Annotated in this window: 20 protein-coding genes; 2 read left to right on the forward strand and 18 right to left on the reverse strand. The window is 58.7% G+C overall.

Annotation, left to right across the window (positions count from 1 at the left end):
- Together ACIQ5B_RS05545 and ACIQ5B_RS05550 are read left to right on the forward strand one after the other, a co-directional pair.
- Positions 1 to 1,532: Y-family DNA polymerase (locus tag ACIQ5B_RS05545; protein ID WP_397598161.1), on the forward strand; the 1,532-nt coding region annotated here is incomplete at its 5' end.
- Complete coding sequence (locus ACIQ5B_RS05550; RefSeq protein ID WP_397598162.1) at positions 1,529 to 4,924, forward strand: error-prone DNA polymerase; 3,396 nt, start codon at positions 1,529 to 1,531, stop codon at positions 4,922 to 4,924. The genes ACIQ5B_RS05545 and ACIQ5B_RS05550, both read left to right, overlap by 4 nt.
- 3 nt (positions 4,925 to 4,927) lie before the next feature.
- Here ACIQ5B_RS05550 and gloB read toward each other — a convergent pair whose 3' ends face one another.
- The 18 genes from gloB to ACIQ5B_RS05640 form a co-directional block, all read right to left on the reverse strand.
- The gene (gloB, locus tag ACIQ5B_RS05555; RefSeq protein ID WP_397598163.1) at positions 4,928 to 5,653 is read right to left on the reverse strand and encodes a hydroxyacylglutathione hydrolase; all 726 of its coding nucleotides are present in this window, start codon (positions 5,651 to 5,653) and stop codon (positions 4,928 to 4,930) included.
- Positions 5,653 to 6,093, reverse strand: a complete 441-nt coding sequence (locus ACIQ5B_RS05560) for a VOC family protein (RefSeq protein ID WP_395635284.1) — start codon at positions 6,091 to 6,093, stop codon at positions 5,653 to 5,655. Before ACIQ5B_RS05560 ends, gloB begins: the two co-directional genes overlap by 1 nt.
- Before the next feature lie 85 nt (positions 6,094 to 6,178).
- Positions 6,179 to 6,961 carry a tetratricopeptide repeat protein gene (locus ACIQ5B_RS05565; protein ID WP_397598164.1) on the reverse strand — a complete coding sequence of 261 codons (783 nt, stop codon included), beginning with the start codon at positions 6,959 to 6,961 and terminating at the stop codon, positions 6,179 to 6,181.
- A gap of 19 nt (positions 6,962 to 6,980) precedes the next feature.
- Positions 6,981 to 7,718: an alpha/beta hydrolase gene (locus ACIQ5B_RS05570; protein ID WP_397598165.1), complete on the reverse strand. Its 738-nt coding sequence runs from the start codon at positions 7,716 to 7,718 to the stop codon at positions 6,981 to 6,983.
- 34 nt (positions 7,719 to 7,752) lie between these two features.
- Complete coding sequence (locus ACIQ5B_RS05575; RefSeq protein ID WP_397598166.1) at positions 7,753 to 8,007, reverse strand: DUF6356 family protein; 255 nt, start codon at positions 8,005 to 8,007, stop codon at positions 7,753 to 7,755.
- 42 nt (positions 8,008 to 8,049) lie between these two features.
- Positions 8,050 to 9,138: a M48 family metallopeptidase gene (locus ACIQ5B_RS05580; RefSeq protein ID WP_397598167.1), complete on the reverse strand. Its 1,089-nt coding sequence runs from the start codon at positions 9,136 to 9,138 to the stop codon at positions 8,050 to 8,052.
- A 3-nt stretch (positions 9,139 to 9,141) separates the two neighbouring features.
- Complete coding sequence (locus tag ACIQ5B_RS05585) at positions 9,142 to 10,230, reverse strand: YjgN family protein (protein WP_397598168.1); 1,089 nt, start codon at positions 10,228 to 10,230, stop codon at positions 9,142 to 9,144.
- 215 nt (positions 10,231 to 10,445) lie between these two features.
- Positions 10,446 to 10,961, reverse strand: coding sequence for a peptidoglycan-associated lipoprotein Pal (pal, locus tag ACIQ5B_RS05590; protein ID WP_397598173.1), 516 nt, complete (start codon positions 10,959 to 10,961; stop codon positions 10,446 to 10,448).
- Positions 10,962 to 11,044: 83 nt separating this feature from the next.
- Entirely contained in the window at positions 11,045 to 12,406 is a 1,362-nt protein-coding gene (gene tolB / locus ACIQ5B_RS05595) for a Tol-Pal system beta propeller repeat protein TolB (protein WP_397598169.1), read from the reverse strand.
- Positions 12,407 to 12,419: 13 nt separating this feature from the next.
- Positions 12,420 to 13,256: a hypothetical protein gene (locus ACIQ5B_RS05600; protein WP_397598170.1), complete on the reverse strand. Its 837-nt coding sequence runs from the start codon at positions 13,254 to 13,256 to the stop codon at positions 12,420 to 12,422.
- 4 nt (positions 13,257 to 13,260) lie between these two features.
- Positions 13,261 to 13,722 carry a protein TolR gene (gene tolR / locus ACIQ5B_RS05605; protein WP_397598171.1) on the reverse strand — a complete coding sequence of 154 codons (462 nt, stop codon included), beginning with the start codon at positions 13,720 to 13,722 and terminating at the stop codon, positions 13,261 to 13,263.
- Positions 13,723 to 13,724: 2 nt separating this feature from the next.
- On the reverse strand, positions 13,725 to 14,417 hold the full coding sequence (tolQ, locus tag ACIQ5B_RS05610; protein ID WP_395629400.1) for a protein TolQ: 693 nt from the start codon (positions 14,415 to 14,417) through the stop codon (positions 13,725 to 13,727).
- A 7-nt stretch (positions 14,418 to 14,424) separates the two neighbouring features.
- Positions 14,425 to 14,877: a YbgC/FadM family acyl-CoA thioesterase gene (locus ACIQ5B_RS05615; protein WP_395629405.1), complete on the reverse strand. Its 453-nt coding sequence runs from the start codon at positions 14,875 to 14,877 to the stop codon at positions 14,425 to 14,427.
- Positions 14,878 to 14,967: 90 nt separating this feature from the next.
- Positions 14,968 to 15,993, reverse strand: a complete 1,026-nt coding sequence (gene ruvB / locus ACIQ5B_RS05620; protein WP_395629401.1) for a Holliday junction branch migration DNA helicase RuvB — start codon at positions 15,991 to 15,993, stop codon at positions 14,968 to 14,970.
- Positions 15,994 to 16,020: 27 nt separating this feature from the next.
- Positions 16,021 to 16,629: a Holliday junction branch migration protein RuvA gene (gene ruvA / locus ACIQ5B_RS05625; protein ID WP_324478729.1), complete on the reverse strand. Its 609-nt coding sequence runs from the start codon at positions 16,627 to 16,629 to the stop codon at positions 16,021 to 16,023.
- Between the two features lie 159 nt (positions 16,630 to 16,788).
- Positions 16,789 to 17,259 carry a crossover junction endodeoxyribonuclease RuvC gene (ruvC, locus tag ACIQ5B_RS05630; RefSeq protein ID WP_397598172.1) on the reverse strand — a complete coding sequence of 157 codons (471 nt, stop codon included), beginning with the start codon at positions 17,257 to 17,259 and terminating at the stop codon, positions 16,789 to 16,791.
- The gene (locus tag ACIQ5B_RS05635; RefSeq protein ID WP_183939165.1) at positions 17,256 to 17,999 is read right to left on the reverse strand and encodes a YebC/PmpR family DNA-binding transcriptional regulator; all 744 of its coding nucleotides are present in this window, start codon (positions 17,997 to 17,999) and stop codon (positions 17,256 to 17,258) included. The genes ruvC and ACIQ5B_RS05635 overlap by 4 nt, the downstream gene beginning before the upstream one ends.
- A 169-nt stretch (positions 18,000 to 18,168) precedes the next feature.
- A complete protein-coding gene (locus ACIQ5B_RS05640) occupies positions 18,169 to 18,411 on the reverse strand; it encodes a DUF2312 domain-containing protein (RefSeq protein WP_125229489.1) in 243 nt (80 codons plus the stop codon).
- Positions 18,412 to 18,504 lie beyond the last annotated feature (93 nt).

Genomic DNA, 18,504 nt, shown 5'->3' on the forward strand with positions numbered 1-18,504 from the left:
TGCAACACGAAGCTTTTTTGACGCGCCGCTATCTGGCGGTCTTTCTGCCATTGTTACCGACACAAAGACTGGTCCGGAATCGCGGCAGCGCGCCTGATGCGCCTTTTGCCCTGGTTGAAAAACAACGCGGGGCCATGCGGTTGGCGGCATGTGATCCGGCGGCGCATGCGCTTGGCCTGACGGCCGGAATGGCGCTCGCCGATGCCCGCGCCCGCGTGCCCGATCTGGCGGTCTTTGACCATGACCCTGTAGCGGACCTCAATTTGCTCGGCTGGCTCGCCGATGGGTGTGAGCGTTATACCCCCGCTTGCATGTTAGACCCGCCGCAAGGGCTGTTGCTCGACATTACGGGGTGCGAACATGTGTTTGGTGATGCGGCGCGGCTGGCGAAGGATGTGCAGGCGCGGTTCAGCCGTCATGGCCTCACTTGCCGAATTGCCTTGGGCGGCACCCCCGACAGCGCGCAGGCCAAGGCGAGATATGCGGCGCGCGCCATTTCCGACGTGCCCGTGGAGGCGCTGGATGGCGGTGACAAGGTGCACAAGGCACTGCGCCGGGCTGGCCTGAGAAGCATTGGTGATCTGGCTATCCGCCCGCGTAAGCCGCTGGCGGCGCGTTTCGGTAAGGCGGTTGTGGTGCGGCTGGCGCGCCTGTTGGAAGAGGAAGACCCGCGCATCACCCCGCGCCGTAGCCTGCCAAGCATCCATGTTGCCCAGAATTTTGCCGAACCGATTTCGCGGACCAATGATGTGTTGGCGACCATCGAAATGCTGGCAGGCGGCGCGGCCCTTCAGTTGCAAGAACGCGGGCAGGGCGGGCGACGGTTCGAGATATGTCTATTCCGCAGCGATGGCCATGTCGCGCGGCTGGCGGTGGATACCGGCACGCCAACGCGCGACGCTGCCCTGCTCATGCGCTTGATACGGGAGCGTATCGACGCGCTGTCCGACCCGCTTGACCCCGGCTTTGGCTATGACCTCATCCGGTTGGAAGTCCCGCTGGCTGAGGTGCTGGCCAATGTTCAGGTTGGGCTGGAGACAAAGATCGATACAGATGCGGCCGCGGCCGCGCTCATCGACCGGCTCAGCGTTCGGTTGGGGGCAGAGCGCATGCGGCAATTCCACGCGCGGCAAAGCCACATCCCCGAACGCGCAGCGCTTGAGCGTGTCGCGCAATCTGACGTTGCAAAAGCGGACTGGCCAAAATCTGTGCCGGGCGAACCGGCGATGCGGCCTTTTCGATTGTTCGAAACGCCGCAGCCGATTGAGGTAACCGCTGGATTTCCAGAGGGCGAACCGCGCAGCTTTCGCTGGCGGCGGCACGTGCACCGCGTCACGCGGGTGGAGGGCCCTGAACGCATCAGCCCGGAATGGTGGCGACACCCGCGCGGCTACGCGCCGGGCAATGGCAGCCTGACGCGCGATTATTACCGTGTTGAGGACAATGAGGGTCGCCGTTTTTGGCTGTTCCGGCGCGGGCTCTATGATGAAATTGAACGGCCACTTTGGTATCTCCACGGCATTTTTGCATGAGCTATGCCGAGCTTGCCTGCACCAGCAGCTATTCTTTCTTGCGCGGGGCATCGCCGCCGTCGGATTATGTGGCAGAGGGTATCCGGCGCGGGCTGACCGCCATCGGCATTGCTGATCGCAATACCGTCTCTGGCGTTGTGCGCGCGTGGAAGGCGTTGGGCGATGCGCCCGATGAAGCGCGTAGTGCATTGCTGGCGGCCAAGCGGGACGCTGGCGAACCCGAAAAACTGACCGAAGCCGAAGAGGCCGCCTGTGAACCGAATATCCGCTTTTTGGCAGGATCACGGCTGGTGTTTTCGGACGGCACGCCGGACATCATTGCCTATCCCGCCACGCGGCAGGGGTGGGGTAATCTCACACGGTTGCTGACCGTCGGAAATATGCGCGCCACCAAAGGCAGTTGCATCCTGAAGTTCGATGATTTGTCCGACCATCTGGGTGATTTGCTGCTCATCGTCATGCCATATGCGACCGCTGACGCGGAGGAGGCACATAAGAACCCGCCTTTATATGCGTTCAAAGAAAGCGCGAAGCCCGTAGCAGCGCCATCGCATCTCAAGCTGGTGTCGACCGCGCCGCAGGATTGGGAGGGTGTGCTGCGCCGTCTTGCGCCTGTGCATGTGGGCAAGCTTTGGCTTGGCGTATCAACGCATCATAGGGGGCAGGATAAACGGCAGCTGGCACGTTATCGACAGGTCGCAAACGCCTTTGACGTGCCTTTGCTCGCGACGAACGATCCGCTTTACGCGACCCGCGATCAGCGGCCGCTCCACGATATTGTCACGTGCATCCGCATGGGGACGACCATCCAGAAAGCAGGCTTTGCACTGGAGGCGAATGCCGAGCGGTACATCAAGTCCGCGGATGACATGGCGCAGTTATTCCATGCCTGCCCCGAAGCTGTGGCAGAAACCGAACGCTTTGCCGCACATATTCACTTTGACCTTAAGCAGTTGAAATATGAATATCCGCACGAGCCGGTGCCGGGCGGCTGGACCCCCGACGACTGGCTGGCGCATCTGGTGTGGACGGCGGCGCATGAACGCTATGGGGCTGAGCTTCCGGAGAAAATCCGCAAGTCGATTGAAACCGAGCTTGCGTTTATCCGCACCGAGAAATTCGCGTATTATTTCCTCACCGTCCACGATCTGGTCAAATTTGCGCGTGATCAAAAGCCGCCGATCTTATGCCAAGGGCGTGGTTCGGCGGCGAACTCTACGGTGTGTTTCCTGCTCGGCGTGACGTCTGTTGATCCGCTTGTAAACACGCTGTTATTTTCGCGCTTCATTTCGTCCGACCGAAAAGAACCGCCCGATATCGACGTTGATTTCGAACATGAGCGGCGTGAGGAGGTCATTCAATATGTCTATCGGCGCTATGGCCGCCACCGGGCCGCGATTGCCGGAACGATCATCCATTACCGTCCGCGCAGCGCGGCGCGCGAAGTGGGAAAGGCTTTGGGCCTGACCGAGGATATCACCACGCGCATGGTCAGCACCGTCTGGGGCAGTTTTGGCAGTGGCCCCGATGAACGGCGGCTGGTTGAGGCCGGGTTTGATCCGGACAATCCCGAAATTGCAAGGCTGAAGGCGTTGTCGGAACAGTTGATAAAATTTCCGCGCCATTTGTCGCAGCATGTCGGCGGTTTCATCCTGACCGAAAACAGGCTCGATGAAACCGTGCCCATTCACAATGGCGCGATGAAGGACCGCAATTTCATTGAGTGGGACAAAGACGATATCGACGCATTGGGGCTGATGAAGGTCGATGTGCTCGCGCTGGGCATGCTGACGTGCATACGCAAGGCCTATGACATGATGCGCGAACAGGGGATTGGCGATTATGATCTGAAGGTCGACATCGATTCCGATGACCCCAATGTCTATGACATGCTGTGCAGAGGTGAGAGCCTGGGCGTGTTTCAGGTCGAAAGCCGGGCGCAAATGAACATGCTGCCGCGCATGAAACCGCGCAGCCTGTATGATCTCACTATTCAAGTCGCGATTGTCCGCCCCGGGCCGATCCAAGGCGATATGGTGCATCCATATTTGCGGCGACGTAATGGGGAGGAAAAGGCCGAATATCCCTCTCCCGCTCCGCCATATCCGCCAGACGAGCTGAAACATGTGCTTGGCAAAACATTGGGTGTGCCATTGTTTCAGGAGCAGGCGATGAACCTGGCCATCACCGCTGCCGAATTTAGCGAGGCCGATGCCAACCGCTTGCGCAAGGCGATGGCGACGTTTCGCAATGTCGGCGGGATGGAGCATTTCGAAACGATGATGGTCGAAGGCATGGTGCGGCGCGGCTATGAACGTGACTTTGCCCAGCGCTGCTTTGGCCAAATTCAGGGCTTCGGATCATATGGCTTCCCGGAAAGCCATGCGCTGTCTTTTGCGCGGCTGGTCTATGTGTCGTCGTGGATCAAACATTATCATCCGGCCATTTTCGCCGCCGCCTTACTCAATTCGCAGCCCATGGGCTTTTACGCGCCGGCGCAGATTGTCCGCGATGCGCAGGAAAATGGGGTGGAGGTCAGGCCGATAGACGTCAATGCGAGCCATTGGGATAATGGAATAGAGCAAGGCGCGCTGCGATTGGGGATGCGGCAGATTGACGGATTTCGCGCGGTGTGGGCGCACGCCATTGTCGCGAACCGGCCATTTGCATCTATCGAAGATTTGGCCCGCCGTGCCGCGCTGCCACCGGCTGCGGTGCACTTGCTTGCCGATGCCGACGCCGTGCGATCATTGGGTTTCGACCGGCGCGAGGGCGCGTGGGAAGCGCGGCGGACGCCTTCGGACGAACTGCCCTTGTTCGCTGCGGCCAATGCGCGCGAGCTTGGCGCGGAGGCTGATGCGATGTTGCCAGCGATGCCGGCCAGCGAACATGTCGCGGCGGATTATCAGATGACCCGGCTGTCGCTAAAGGGGCATCCGCTGCAGTTTCTGCGCGGGATGTTCGCACGCGAGGGCGTGCTGAGCTGCGCTGAGGCCAATGTCGCCAAGAACGGCAAGCGGGTGCGCGTGGCCGGCGTCGTGCTGGTCCGGCAGCGCCCTGGCAAGGGCAATGCGATTTTCATCACGATTGAGGATGAAAGTGGCGTGACCAATATCTTATTATGGGCGCGGTTGTTCGACCGGCAACGCCGCGCCGTCATGGCGTCACGGCTGATTATTGCCGAGGGTGAAATTCAGCGCAGCAAAGAAGGTGTGGTGCACCTGATGGCGACGAATATTATCGACCGCACCGACGATTTGGCGCGGTTGTCCGAAACGCATCAGGCCAGTGTCGGGAAACCCAAAATCGACGAATTTGCGCGGCCACATCCCCCGCGCGGCAGCCACCCGCGCGACGTGCGGATTTTGCCCAAGTCCCGCGACTTCCACTGATGGTCAGGCTGCGTCCTTCGCCGCCCGCCGTGCCGCCAATTCCTCCACGGAGCTTGCGCGCATGAACGGGTTGGTTGCGCGTTCCAGTGCAATCGTCGTTGGCACTGTTGCCTCGCCGCGTTCGCGCGCGGCGACAACATCAGATACACGCTGCTGAAGCGCGGCATTGTCAGGCTCCACGGTCACCGCAAAGCGCGCGTTGCTTAACGTATATTCGTGCGCGCAATAGATGGCCGTATCATCGCCCAACGCCTCAAGCGTGCGCATATTGTCGAACATCTGCGCAGCGGTCCCTTCGAACAAGCGGCCACAGCCCATCGCGAACAAGGTGTCACCGACAAAGGCGACCTGCTCGGTTGCGAAATGATAGGCGATGTGCCCCGCCGTATGCGCGGGAACGTCTAGAACCATCGCGCGCATCCCACCCAGTTGCACGACGTCGCCGCCGCCGACCTGCACATCCAGCGTCGATATCCGCTCCGCCTCTGCCGCTGGTCCCGTGATGATGCAACCTGTTGCCGCCTTAATCTCGGCATTGCCACCGACATGGTCGGGGTGCCAATGGGTATTCCAGATGTGCGTAATCTTCCATCCGCGCGCCTCGGCCGCCGCGAGCACCGGTTCTGCCACAGCCGGGTCGACCACCAGGGTCTCGCCGCTTGTTGCTTCATGGACGAGCCAGACATAATTGTCGGACAGGACCGGAACGCGGACAATTTCAATCGCCATTACCAGACGCCTATATTGGGCATGCTGACCCACGGTTCTGCCGGTGGAAGATTGCCTTCTTGCAACAGTTCAATCGAAATGCCGTCGGGGGTGCGCACAAACGCCATATGGCCGTCACGTGGTGGCCGGTTGATCGTGACGCCTGCGTCCATCAGTGTTTGGCAGGTCGCGTAAATATCATCGACCCGGTAGGCCAAATGGCCAAAGTTGCGCCCGCCATCATAAGCTTCGGCTGCGCTGCCATCGGCGGGCGGCCAATTATGCGTCAATTCCACTTCCGCCACGCCATCTTGTCCGGGCGCCGCGAGGAAAATGAGCGTGAAGCGACCAGCTTCGCTGTCGAAACGGCGGACTTCTTCCAGCCCAATCAATTTGAAAAACGCGACCGTTGCTTCAGGGTCCGTCACGCGGATCATCGTGTGGAGATATTTCGTCGGCATATTCGCTCCGTTCATGGCGCTGTCTGTATTTCCGCAGACAATGGACCGTGACAGCTACGGGCGCAAGGGGCGTGCAGGCGGAATATTATCTCGATTGCGGTTCGGCAGGCGGCGGTGCGCTGGCGGCCAATGCGGCCAGCTGCGCCGTCGCGGTCGCCGCCTGACGGCTGTTGGGCGCGATTGCGATGCTTTGTTCCCATTGCTTGCGTGCAGCACCCTCATCACCCGCGGCAATGGCAATATTGCCCGCCTCCAATGCGACGGCGGCATCACGCGGCAGAAGCGCGGCTGTCGTCTGGATATAGCTTAGCGCATCGGGCAGCTTGTTCATCCGCCGCGCCAATGTCGCCGATAACAACCATGCCGTGCCATTTTCGGGCGAAAGCTTTCGTGCGGTCGTCAGCGCAGCTTCGGCATCGGCCGGTCTGCCCAACGCAACCAAAGCGCGCGCGCGATCGATTTCGCTATCGGCGCGTTCGGCGGTTTCTAGGGTTTGCGAGGCAAGCGCTTTGTCTAATGCCGCCAACGCCGCATCGGGCGTATCGGCTGCCAGCGCAGCATTGCCCGCCTGCGCCCAGAAACGCGCCGCGCGGGCATCCCCCTTGTCCTCGGCCAATTTAGCCGCCTCGGTCAGTATCGGTATCGCGAGGTTGAATTTAAAATCGGTCGCAAGCGCATAGCCATGGCAAGCCCGTGCAAGATAACCGCCACCTTTCTGGGTCCATGCGCTTGCCTCTGTGACCGCAGATGCAGGATCAGTGCCCGCGAGTTTAATGCACTCAGCAAACTGGACCTCGTTCAACGTGGACAAGGGTTGCGCGGACGCTGGCGCCGCGATGAACAGAAAACTCGACAAAAGCTTTAGCACGGGCGCTCCGTCAATAAGGTCAGACCAGCTTCGCCACGCTGTCGATCAACAAGGCAATATCTTCCTCGCGCGAAAGCCGGTGGTCGCCATCCTTTACCAAAATGGTCTGCACGTCGGATGAACGAAGCTGGGCAGCTAGGCTTAATGATGTTTGCCAAGGCACGTCAGGGTCGCACTGCCCGTGGATCAGGCGCACCGGGCAGTCGATGCCGATTTCGCCATTCAGCCGCAGATTATCCTGTCCGGATTGCCAAAAAGCGCGGGTGATGACCATCGGATCATAGCCATAATCGCTGGGGCGCGCGATGCGTCCGTTGGCAACCATCGTCGTGCGGTCGGCCTCGTTGAAATCCCAGTCGGTGAAATCGGGGGCGGCGGCGATGCCCACCATCGCCATGACCTGCGCGCCAAGCGCTTCGGCCACAAGCAGCATGAGCCATCCACCCATGGACGAGCCAACCAAGATTAAGGGCCCGACTTGCGCGTGGGCAATGACCGCGAGAACGTCATCACGCCAGATATCCAGCGTGCCGTCTTCAAATGCACCTTCGCTCTCACCGCAACCCGAATAATCGAGCCGCAACATGCCGATGCCTTGCGCCTCTGCCCAAGCGCACAGCGCGGTTGCCTTGCCACCCTGCATATCGGACATATAGCCCGGCAGAAACACAAGCGTTGGCCCGCGGCCTTTGGTCAGACGATAGGCCAGCCTTATGCCATCATCGCGCGTGGCAAAATGTGGAGCTGTTTCAGTCAAAACGGGGCCTGAGTCAAAACGGGGAATGCCAGGGTCAAATCACCCAATCGACGGTCAGCATTTGGGCCACATCTTGACCCTTCGCGCGGCGCTGCTCGACCATGATATGGTTCAATCGCTTTACGGTATCGCTGCCGGACGTGATGCACAGACCGGGAATGAACGCATGCACCAGCGCTTTCATCCCACCCCAGATCATCGCAAAACCAAAGCGGCTGGCGACGCCAAAATGTTCGACATAATTTTCATCGACGCTTTTGGGATGTTCGACAAAGAGGCGGTTGAACATGGGAACCTTTCCTTCAAAAACTACCGCAGCTTAACCAATCGCTCAGTTAAAATCAAAGCCGAAGCCCGATTTCGCTTTGCGATCCTGCGTGCACATTGTTTTTAGCTCGGTCCACTCGGTCGGGGTTAAGGCGGGCTTGTAGTTTTTGCCTTTAACGATGCTCTTTTCAAACGCGTCTTTGCGGGACCGCGACAGCGGGTGGCTGGACATATATCCGGCGATGCCATTGTCCGATGTGCCGGAATTGGCGCTGCCATCCATTTTGGACAGCCGGTCAAAGAATGACGCGGTGCCGATGGGTGAGATATTGGCACCGCCCAGCGCTTTCATCGAATGCGCATCGGCTTCCGCTTCGGACTCGCGGCTGTAGCTCATGGACAGCATGTTATTGACCAGCGCGCCGCTATTGCCATCAATACCGCCCAGAACGACCGCAAGGCCCATTTGTCGCAGCAAAGCCTGCATGACATGCTTTTCGCGGACATGGCCGATTTCATGCGCCAATACGCCAGCAACCTCATCGGGCGAGCGTGCCTGTTTGACAAGGCCGTCGAACAGGATGACCTTACCACCGGGCAGCGCCACCGCATTTATCATGTCAATTTTGGCGACCTCGACCTGCAAGTCGTCCGGATTGGCATCGAGCGACGCGACCAGCTTTTTCAACGCTGCGTCTCCGGCAGGCGTGCTGCAGAACCGGCCGCCAAAATCGCCCACAAGCGCATCGCCCAGTTTTTCGTCGACGCTATCGGGTATGAGCGGTGCCAGCCATTGCGGGCTCAAAAGAACGACGGCGACCGCCGCAGCGCTGGCCAAGGTGAAGGCAACTGCCGCTTTCCCAAAGCCAAGCCTGTCAACCCAGCCACCATAATTGCGCCGCGCGGGCAACATGGCCGATAGGTCGGATGGCACCGGACCGGAGAGCATCAACCGCCATCCGTCCGCCTCCTTTAATCCATAGACGTCGGCATCATCCTTGTGCGTGACATATTCGACCTCGGAAAATGCGAACGGGCCATGTCGCCGTTCGGTTTCCAACAAGTAGAATTGCCGACCAATGATCTGTACCTCGACCTTGCGGCGGACGGCGTTTTTGCCGTCATAATGCCACGCGTCGAAAAAGGCAGACATGGGCTAAATCGCCCCCACATCAAATGCGTCGAGCAAGCCTTCGCCATGCTTTGCAACCACGGTTTCCGACTGGGTCAGATCGTCGATATTGATCTCGCCATAGGCTTCCATATGGTCGATGAAGAATTTCCAGTTGCGGTACGGCATGAAGATATAGCCAATGCCCAAGGTGCAGATGACAATCGCCATGTTGGCGAGGAAAAACAGGATCCAGTCCGGTGCCCGTGCGCGGAAGTCAAATTCCAGATTGTGTAAACGCAGGCCACCCACCGCAAGGCGGAAATATTTGCTGTAATAGGCAAGCGCCGCGAGCGGGAGCACGATGTACAATGAGAGGACGGCGATGATGGCCAATATCCCACCAACTGCCATTCCCGTGCTTCCAAGAGTGTCGGGTGCACCGCCCGAGGCGGCCATGCTGATGCCGAAAACTATTCCGCCGACGAAGACCAAAAACGGTACGAGGTAGAATAGCAAATAACGCTTCATCAGCGGTTTCCACTCGGCCGTAGCTGAAAAGCGATGCGGCCCAAAGCTCATGGCGTTCCAGCGGTCATTCCAAAGCGAAATCATCGACCATGGCACGCCCAAGAAAATGGGGAGCCAACCCACGACGCTTTTCCACATATAGGCAAGGCCATATTGAAAACCGGGGTCGTCGCTGCCCCCTCTGATACCGCGCCAATAGGTCCGGCTCAGCCGGTACCGGAGCGCACGGAAATATGCGACGCCCGTCAGGTAGAACAGCAGCAGGAACATCATCAGGGTCATGACGACCGCAAGGATTGCCTCGCCACGGAAAATCAGCCCCTGCGATATCAATTGAATGACGATAAGGGGTAGGCCGATCAAAAGGAACGCCATGACGAAGCCGACAAAAAGCTCGATGCCCTTGCCGGTCCATTCCAGACGCTCATCAATGAACTCCGTCTTGCTCCACAGATATTCGCGTTCGCGGGTGGTTGCCCAAAACCGATATATGCCAAGCGTGACAATGGTCAGCAAAAGGTTGGGAAAGGCGATGCGGGCAAATTCCAGCCAACTGCCATGGAAACGGAATGCGCTATGCCGATGCGATAGATCGTCGTTCATGAAATTGCGGCCCCCCAAATTTCGCACAAGATGTGCGAAAGTGAAAAGCCTTGTCAAGAAACGCGATGTAAAAAGGCTATGCCTTTCGATGAAAGCGACCCGTCAGTCAGCCGTCACCCTGAACTCGTTTCAGGGTCTTACTTTCAGAGACCTGAAGTAAGATGCTGAAACAAGTTCAGCATGACGACGGCTGACTGGCATGTACGCTCTACATTTTACTGAACGGTAACCGTCACCGCGCGGCGGTTTTGTGCCCAGGCTTGTTCGTCCGAACCCAAAGCCGATGGGCGTTCTTTGCCATAGCTGACGGTTTCGATGCGGCTTGCGTCGACACCGATTGAGATCAGGTAATTTTTGGTAGAATTGGCGCGGCGTTCGCCGAGCGCAAGGTTGTAGTCGCGTGTGCCGCGTTCGTCGGCATGACCTTCCACGGTGATGCGGGCGTTGGGATAGCGCGCAAGCCATTGCGCCTGACGCTGCAACGTCGCCTGATCTTCGGCATCAATATTGAAGCGATCGGTTTCAAACAAGATGCGGTCGCCAAATTGGCCCACTTGCTGAAGGAAATCTTCCTGGCTGCCCGGAACGATCTGGTTAACAGGGGCAGGCGGGGCCGGTTGGGGCTGGCCATAATCGGTACCTTCCGCCGCAGGCGGCAGTTGCTCGACCTTTTTCTTACCGCAGCCTGCGACCAGTGCGGTCGATGCCAACAATATGGCGGCCATCTTAATTGTGTTTGTCTTCATGGTCTTCTCCTTCGGCTTGCCCGCATCTGTGTCGCGGAAGTTATATCAGAAATAAGAACTAAATGCACTCACGGCAATACCGGTCCCCATGCGGGGTCCGATCCGTCAACCGGAGTCGGCAATTTGCGCTCGTTCGATCCTGTGAGGTCAACTTGCCAGATACTGGTTTTGCCGCTGCCCTTCGCGGTGCGGAAAAACTGGATAACGCGGCCATTGGGTGCCCATGTGGGGGCCTCGTCCTGCCAGCTGTCGGTCAGCAGCCGTTCGCCCGAACCATCGGGGCGCATGGTGCCAACGCGGAAGTCACCCGCAATGCGGGTAAAGGCAATGAGGTCCGCCCGCGGGCTCCATTCGGGGGTCGCGTACCGTCCCGAACCAAAGCTGATCCGCCGTTGGTTGGACCCGTCTGCGTTCATGACATAGATTTGCTGGCTACCCGACCGGTCGCTTTCAAATACAATCTGGCGGCCATCGGGGGAGAAGCTTCCCCCGACATCGATGCCGGGTGATGTTGTTAGCTTGACGGGCGTACCGTTGCCGCTTGCCGAAATCTTGTAGATGTCGGTGTTCCCCGCAACCGCCATGGAATACAATATGGCTTGCCCATCGGGCGACCAGCGTGGGGCAAAGGTCGGGTTGCGCGATTGCGTAATCAACCGCTGCCGACCGGCATCAATGTCATAAACATAGATGCGAGGATTGCCGTCGACATAGGACAGATACAGGATCGATTTATAGTTGGGCGAGAAACGCGGCGTCAGTGCTGTTGACTGGCCATTGGTAATGAAACGGTGGTTTGCGCCATCTGAATCCATGATCGCCAGGCGTTTGACTCGTTTGCCCTTGGGGCCGGTTTCGGCAATGTAGGCAATGCGGCTGTCAAAAAATGGCAGCTCTCCAGTGAGGCGCGAATAAATCGCATCGGCACATTTGTGCGCGGCCCTGCGCCATTCGCGCGGCGGCACGTTGAAGCCAAGGCGTGTGGTTTCATTGCCAAAGCCGACGTCATACAGATAGCAACCAACCGTCAGATTGCCGTCGCCGCCCACGCGGACGAAACCTTGGACAAGCTGTTCAACTGGACGGCCTTTCCAATAATCAAACTGGGGCGCCGTTACTTCGCCAAGCGAGATGGCGCGCAGGCCATTGGGGCCTTGTGTTTCAAACACGCCGGATGCGCGCAAGTTGGATGAGATGACTTCAGCGATTTGCCGGCCAAGTGCGGCGCTGTTCCCCGCCGGCGTATCGACAGGGGCGGGGGCCACCAGTGCGGGCACGGCAATGGAACGTGTCTTGGACGTGTCGAACTCGACCAACTCGGGTTCATCTGTATCGGGCGCAGGCGGAGGGGTTTGCGCCATGACGCTTTGACTGCCGACAATCAGAAGCAGGAAAGAAGCGAGCTTCCGGTAAAATGAGAAGGAGGTCATATAGTTCATTCCTTTATCCCGTGGCGCGCAAACGGAGTGCGTGGGTTTTCCAGACGTCATAATATTCGGGGTCAAGCCCGTCATAGGGGGATCCCGCGCGCACGGCTTGCAAGATGCAGTCCTTTAACGGCCCAGCCTGTGGTTGGTTGCTATCGGTCACGCCGACCTGCCTGTCAAAGCGCACGGACGTAAGCTTGCCCGATGGTTCGAGGCTGAGCGTGACGAATGTCTCGATTTTGTTGATGTCGATACCCGACGGCGCGCATGCCCGAACGCGGCTGCGGATTTGGCCAGCGATGCTGATGCCGACTGACCGGCGCACTTCGGGCGCGGTCTTTGCAGCAGGCGTGCCAACGGCTTTACCAGCGCCAGGGGCCTTGCCGATATTGTTGATGCTGTCTTCGAAATTGCGGCTGAGCCCGCCGGGCTTGGCTGGCGTTGACCCTTTGCCGCTGGTGGCGGCTGCTTTCACCGTTTTCGGCGGCGTGGCAGCGGTCTTCACCGGCTCTTTCTTGGCCGCGACCTTCGCAAGGGACGGCGCAGTGTCCGGCTTTGCAGGCTTCTGCACTGGCTTGGCCACTGGCTTTTCGATTTGCATCACCGGCGTTGGGGCAGGGGGCGGTTCGCTCGGCGCGGTGTCACCAGCGGCTGGCGGTGCGGATTCTTCCTGAATGGCGTCGGGCGCAGTCGAGACATCGGCAATTTCACCCACCAGCGAAACCGAAATCGATTCCTGTTTTTTGATGGTGTCCGCGGATGCCAAAAGACCCAGGCCAAATACGCCCAGCAATATGACATGGCCGCCAATCGCAGCGCCCAGTCCGACTTTCTCGACCCGATCCATCGCCATATCGTTAGTTTTCGCCAGATGAACCAGTGGTGACCAAGCTCACGCTATTCAGTCCAGCACGGTTCAGTTCGCCCATCACGCGCATCATTTGCCCGTAGCTGATCGACGTATCCCCGCGCAGCATGATTTGGCGTGGCTTTGCCGCGTCTTGTGCACCGGCGATTTCTTCCAGCCGCGCGGGCAGTTCACTGGCGGCCACCAGTGTGCCATCGATAAAAGTTGTGCCGGATTGATCGATGGCAATTTCGATGGGTTCCTCCGGCTGCTCAAGCGCGTTGGCGCGGCTTTCGGGAAGCTCAACCGGAACGCCGGTGACGAGCATGGGTGCAGTAACCATGAAGATGATCAACAGAACGAGCATGACATCGACAAAGGGCGTGACGTTGATGTCGGCCATGGGCGCGCGCCGTCCGCCGCGACGCCTGCCGCGGCCACCGCTTCGGCCCGAAGATATGTTCATGGCCATCGTTAAACCTCATGCTCCAACTCACGCGACAGCGTGCCGTGGAAACCGTCGGCAAAGCGGCCCATGCGGGCTTCATATTGGTTCAGCCGGTGTGAAAATCGGTTATAGGCGATAACTGCCGGAATGGCCGCGAACAGGCCAATGGCGGTCGCGAAAAGCGCTTCTGCAATGCCCGGTGCGACGACGGCGAGGCTTGAATTTTGTTCGGCGGCAATCGCGGCAAAGCTGCGCATAATGCCCCAGACGGTTCCGAACAGGCCAATAAAGGGTGCGACCGATCCTGTGGTCGCCAGAAAGTTCAAACGGTTGGCCAAACGGTCGGTCTCTGCCGCAATCATTGCGTCCATCGTTGTTGAGAGCCGCTCGCGCGTTCCGGCACGGTCAATTGTTTTGCCGTTGGTCGAACGCCGCCATTCCGTCATGCCTGCGGCAAATACCTTGGCGACGGGCAATGCGCTCTTGCTATATGTTTTGGCGAAAGCCGCGATGTCATTGCTTTCCCAAAATTCGCTTTCAAACGTCTCGCTCTGGCGGCTGATGCCCGACATTTTGATCATGAAGCTGAAGATGATTGTCCACACCCAAATGCTGGACAGCGCGAGGCCGATGATCACGGCCTTGACCACAAGATCAGCGTCGAGAAACAGTTTAATCGGTGAAAAACCCATATTTTGGGTCGCGATGAGCAGGTCCATTATCTTCCTATTCTGCGTGTCGGTTTAAGATGGGCTGAAACGCCGCAACCCAATGCGCGGGTTGTCGGCGTGGCTTGCCGTCGGGTGAAACAAAGGCAGCGGTCACCCGCGCCGTGGTCAGTATTTCATCGCCGCGCATGACTGTTTGATGAATATCACAACTTGCCGCGCGCACAGCCTCAACGGTGCTGACAACAACCAAGGCATCGTCAAAATGGGCGGGGCGTCGATATGTGATGTTCATTTCGGTGACTGCATAGGCGCCTTGGCCGTCCGCATGCACGCTTCGCTGGTCAATGCCGACACAGGCCAGCATGTCCGAACGGGCGCGCTCCATGAAATGCAGATAGCGCGCATGATAGACCACACCCGAAAAATCGGTGTCCTCAAAATAGACCCGCACGGCAAACAGGTGCTGCGTGCCGTCGAAATGGCCGTGATAGGGGGTGGGCATGGGCATCATGAATTTTGTTAACCACTTTAGAGTCCGGCGGGAAGGCTTTTTAAAGAACGTATCCGCAATTGGTCGCCTTAGGGACTCGGCACATCGCTATGTATCAAATAATCCGTCCTGCGATCCTGCGGGCGGGTTGAGGCCAAGATGTTTCCAACCAGGGGCGTTGAGGCAACGGCCACGCGCTGTGCGGGCGATAAGGCCAAGTTGCAGCAAATAAGGCTCAACGACATCCTCAATGGTGTCGCGCGGTTCGGACAGACCAGCGGCCAATGCTTCGACGCCGACGGGGCCACCGCGATAAATGTCGGCGATCATGTGCAGATAGCGCCGGTCCATGGCATCAAGACCGAGGGCATCAACCTCCAACCGGTTGAGCGCGCTATCGGCGATTTTTGCGGTGACGACGGGTTCGCCTGCGACATTGGCAAAGTCACGGACGCGGCGCAGCAAGCGACCCGCGATCCGCGGCGTGCCGCGTGCGCGTTTGGCAATCTCGTTCGCGCCATCGGGCGCAATGCCAAGGTCAAGCAAGCGCGCGGCGCGGGTTACGACCAGCTCAAGCTCGCTATGCGTGTAGAAATTGAGCCGCACCGGAATGCCAAAGCGGTCACGCAAGGGCGTGGTCAGCAAACCCTGCCGCGTGGTTGCACCGACCAGCGTAAACGCAGGCAAATCAATCCGCACCGAACGCGCCGATGGCCCTTCGCCAATCATGATATCCAGCGCACGGTCTTCCATCGCGGGGTAGAGGATTTCCTCAACCACGGGGCTAAGCCGGTGGATTTCGTCAATGAACAGGACGTCGCCATCTTCCAAATTGGTGAGCAACGCCGCCAGATCGCCCGATTTGGCGATGACCGGACCCGATGTGGCGCGGAAACCAACGCCCATTTCCTTGGCCACAATCTGCGCCAATGTCGTCTTGCCAAGTCCGGGCGGGCCAAAGAACAACACATGGTCCAACGGCTGCCCGCGCCCCTTTGCCGCCTCAATAAACACCCGCAAATTGTCCCGCGCGGCCGCTTGTCCGATGAACTCGGCCAGCGTTTTGGGCCGCAGCGCGGCGTCGATATCTTCCGGTCGCTTGTCCGGCGTGGTGAGGCGGTCGTCGTCAGTCATGATGTTTTATACCGTCGCCCTTGATGCTCACCGCGAAGCCCGCTTCAGCGCCAGCCGGACCAGTGCATCGAGCGTCGCATCGGGGCCGAGTTCTTCGACCGCCTGCGCCACGGCATTTCCGGCCTCGCCGGGCTTGAAACCCAAATTGGCAAGTGCGGACATCGCGTCTTGTGCGTGGTTGCCGGCCGCTGCCCCCGTTGCCATCAGTTTCGCCCCGCCGCCGATGCCCGCGAGCGCGCCGACCTTGTCCTTCAATTCATTGACGATGCGGCTAGCCAACTTTGGTCCAACGCCATTTGCGCGCGCCACCATGGCCGCGTCGCCGCTGCCAATAGCAAGCGCGAGGTCGGCGGGCTCAATCGCAGATAATATCGCCAAGCCAACCTTGCCGCCAACGCCTTGCACGCCCGTCAGCAACCGGAACCAGTCGCGTTCTTCGCGCGTTGCAAAGCCGATGAGGCGCATGTCGTTTTCCGACACCTGCATTTCGGTGAATACGGTGGCGAAATCATCCGTCTTGCCCAAGGCGGCAAGCGTCCGCGCGCTCGCCTGCACCAGATAGCCGACGCCGTTGACGTCGATCACCAGATGGTCGACGCCCGTTTCATCAATGCGGCCATATAGCTTTGCAATCATTATCGCGGGTTAGCTGTTCGTTACAAAATCGGCAAGCAAAAGAGAACATCGTGGGAACAGAAACTTTGTTTCCCGCAAAGGCGCGGAGGACGCAGAGATTATAATATATAACTTTATGGGCTAGAAACTCTGCGCTCTCTGCGCCTCTGCGGGAACCCATCAACCCCTAAAGTGATGCGCGTGGGTGATCGCAACCGCGAGCGCATCAGCTGCATCTGGCCCCGCCAGCTTCAGCCCCGGCAGCAGGATGCGGAGCATCGCTTGCACCTGCTCCTTTTCTGCTTTGCCGGTGCCCACAACGGATTTTTTTACGAGCCGCGTGGCATATTCAGTCACGGGCGTACGGTTGCGCGCCGCACCCAGCAGCACGACACCGCGTGCTTGCCCAAGCTTCAGCGTCGATTGCGGGTTTTTGTTAACGAACACTTCTTCGACCGCCGCATAATCGGGCCGGAAGTGATCGAGTACAGCGCTCAGTTTCTCGTCCAAAATTACGAGCCGATTGGCCAAGGGCAGCTTGGCATCGGTCGCAATCTCGCCATTGTCGATATGCGAGAGGCGGTTGCCTTCCTTGCGGATGACACCCCAGCCGGTCGTGCCCAAGCCGGGGTCGAGACCGAGAATAATCATCCCAGTTTCGCCATCACCTCGTCGGAAACGTCATAATTGCCCCAGACGGTCTGGACGTCGTCATCATCTTCCAAAGCATCGATCATCTTGAGCAAGGTCGCGGCATTGGCTTCGTCGACTTCGACCAAAACCTGCGGCTTCCATGCGAGCTTTGCGCTTTCGGCTTCGCCAAGTGTCGCCTCGAGCGCCTTGGCAACTTCATGCAGGCTGTCCATCGCGGTCCAGATGCTGTGTTCGTCTTCGCTCGACTCCACATCTTCTGCACCAGCTTCCAATGCCGCTTCAAAGACGCTGTCGGCATCGCCTGCGCTGATCGGGTAAGTGATCAGGCCCATACGATCGAACCCGTGGCTCACCGCGCCGGATGCGCCAAGATTGCCGCCATTTTTGCTGAATGCCGTGCGCACATTGGTTGCGGTGCGGTTGCGGTTGTCGGTCAATGCCTCAACGATGATCGCAACGCCGCCGGGGCCATAGCCTTCATAGCGCATTTCATCATAGCTTTCCGCGTCGCCGCCGGCTGCCTTGTCGATTGCGCGCTGGATATTATCCTTGGGCATCGATTGTGCCTTGGCCGCGTTCACGGCAAGGCGAAGGCGCGGGTTCATGTCAGGATCGGGCATGCCCATCTTCGCCGCCACGGTAATTTCGCGCGACAGCTTCGAAAATTGCGCCGAACGCTTCTTGTCCTGCGCGCCCTTACGATGTTGGATATTCTTGAATTTGCTATGGCCTGCCATGGCTCTGCTCTTCTCTGGCTAAAGGATATGAAGCCGCGCCCTTACATCAGGCACGCGCCATTGGGCAAGACATCTGCTTCAGCTCGACTTGACTGCAGTCCCCGACGCAGTGTCATCCTGAAGCATGTTCAGGATGACGGGTCTTTTCGGCAATGAAGCCAAGCGGAAGTTACGCCAGACCAAGCGCCGATTTGTACGTATCCAAAATGGCTTCCATTTCTTGGCGATCGTCTTGGCTCATTTTGCGCAAACGTACGATCTGACGCATGATTTTCGCGTCATAGCCTTGGCTCTTGGCTTCGCTGTAAACGTCACGAATGTCGTCGGCGATGCCCTTTTTCTCTTCTTCCAGACGCTCAATGCGTTCAATGAAAAGACGCAGTTGATCGGCGGCGATATTGCCTTCGGCCATGATATTCTCCCTGTGGTGTTGGTCGGTGCCTGCGCACCCGAATCAAGATGACAGCGCCTTAATGCGAAGGGGCGTTTTTCGCCACGCTTTCCT

The organism is Sphingorhabdus sp. (assembly GCF_044374345.1).
In the GTDB taxonomy this organism is placed as follows: Bacteria; Pseudomonadota; Alphaproteobacteria; order Sphingomonadales; family Sphingomonadaceae; genus Sphingorhabdus_B.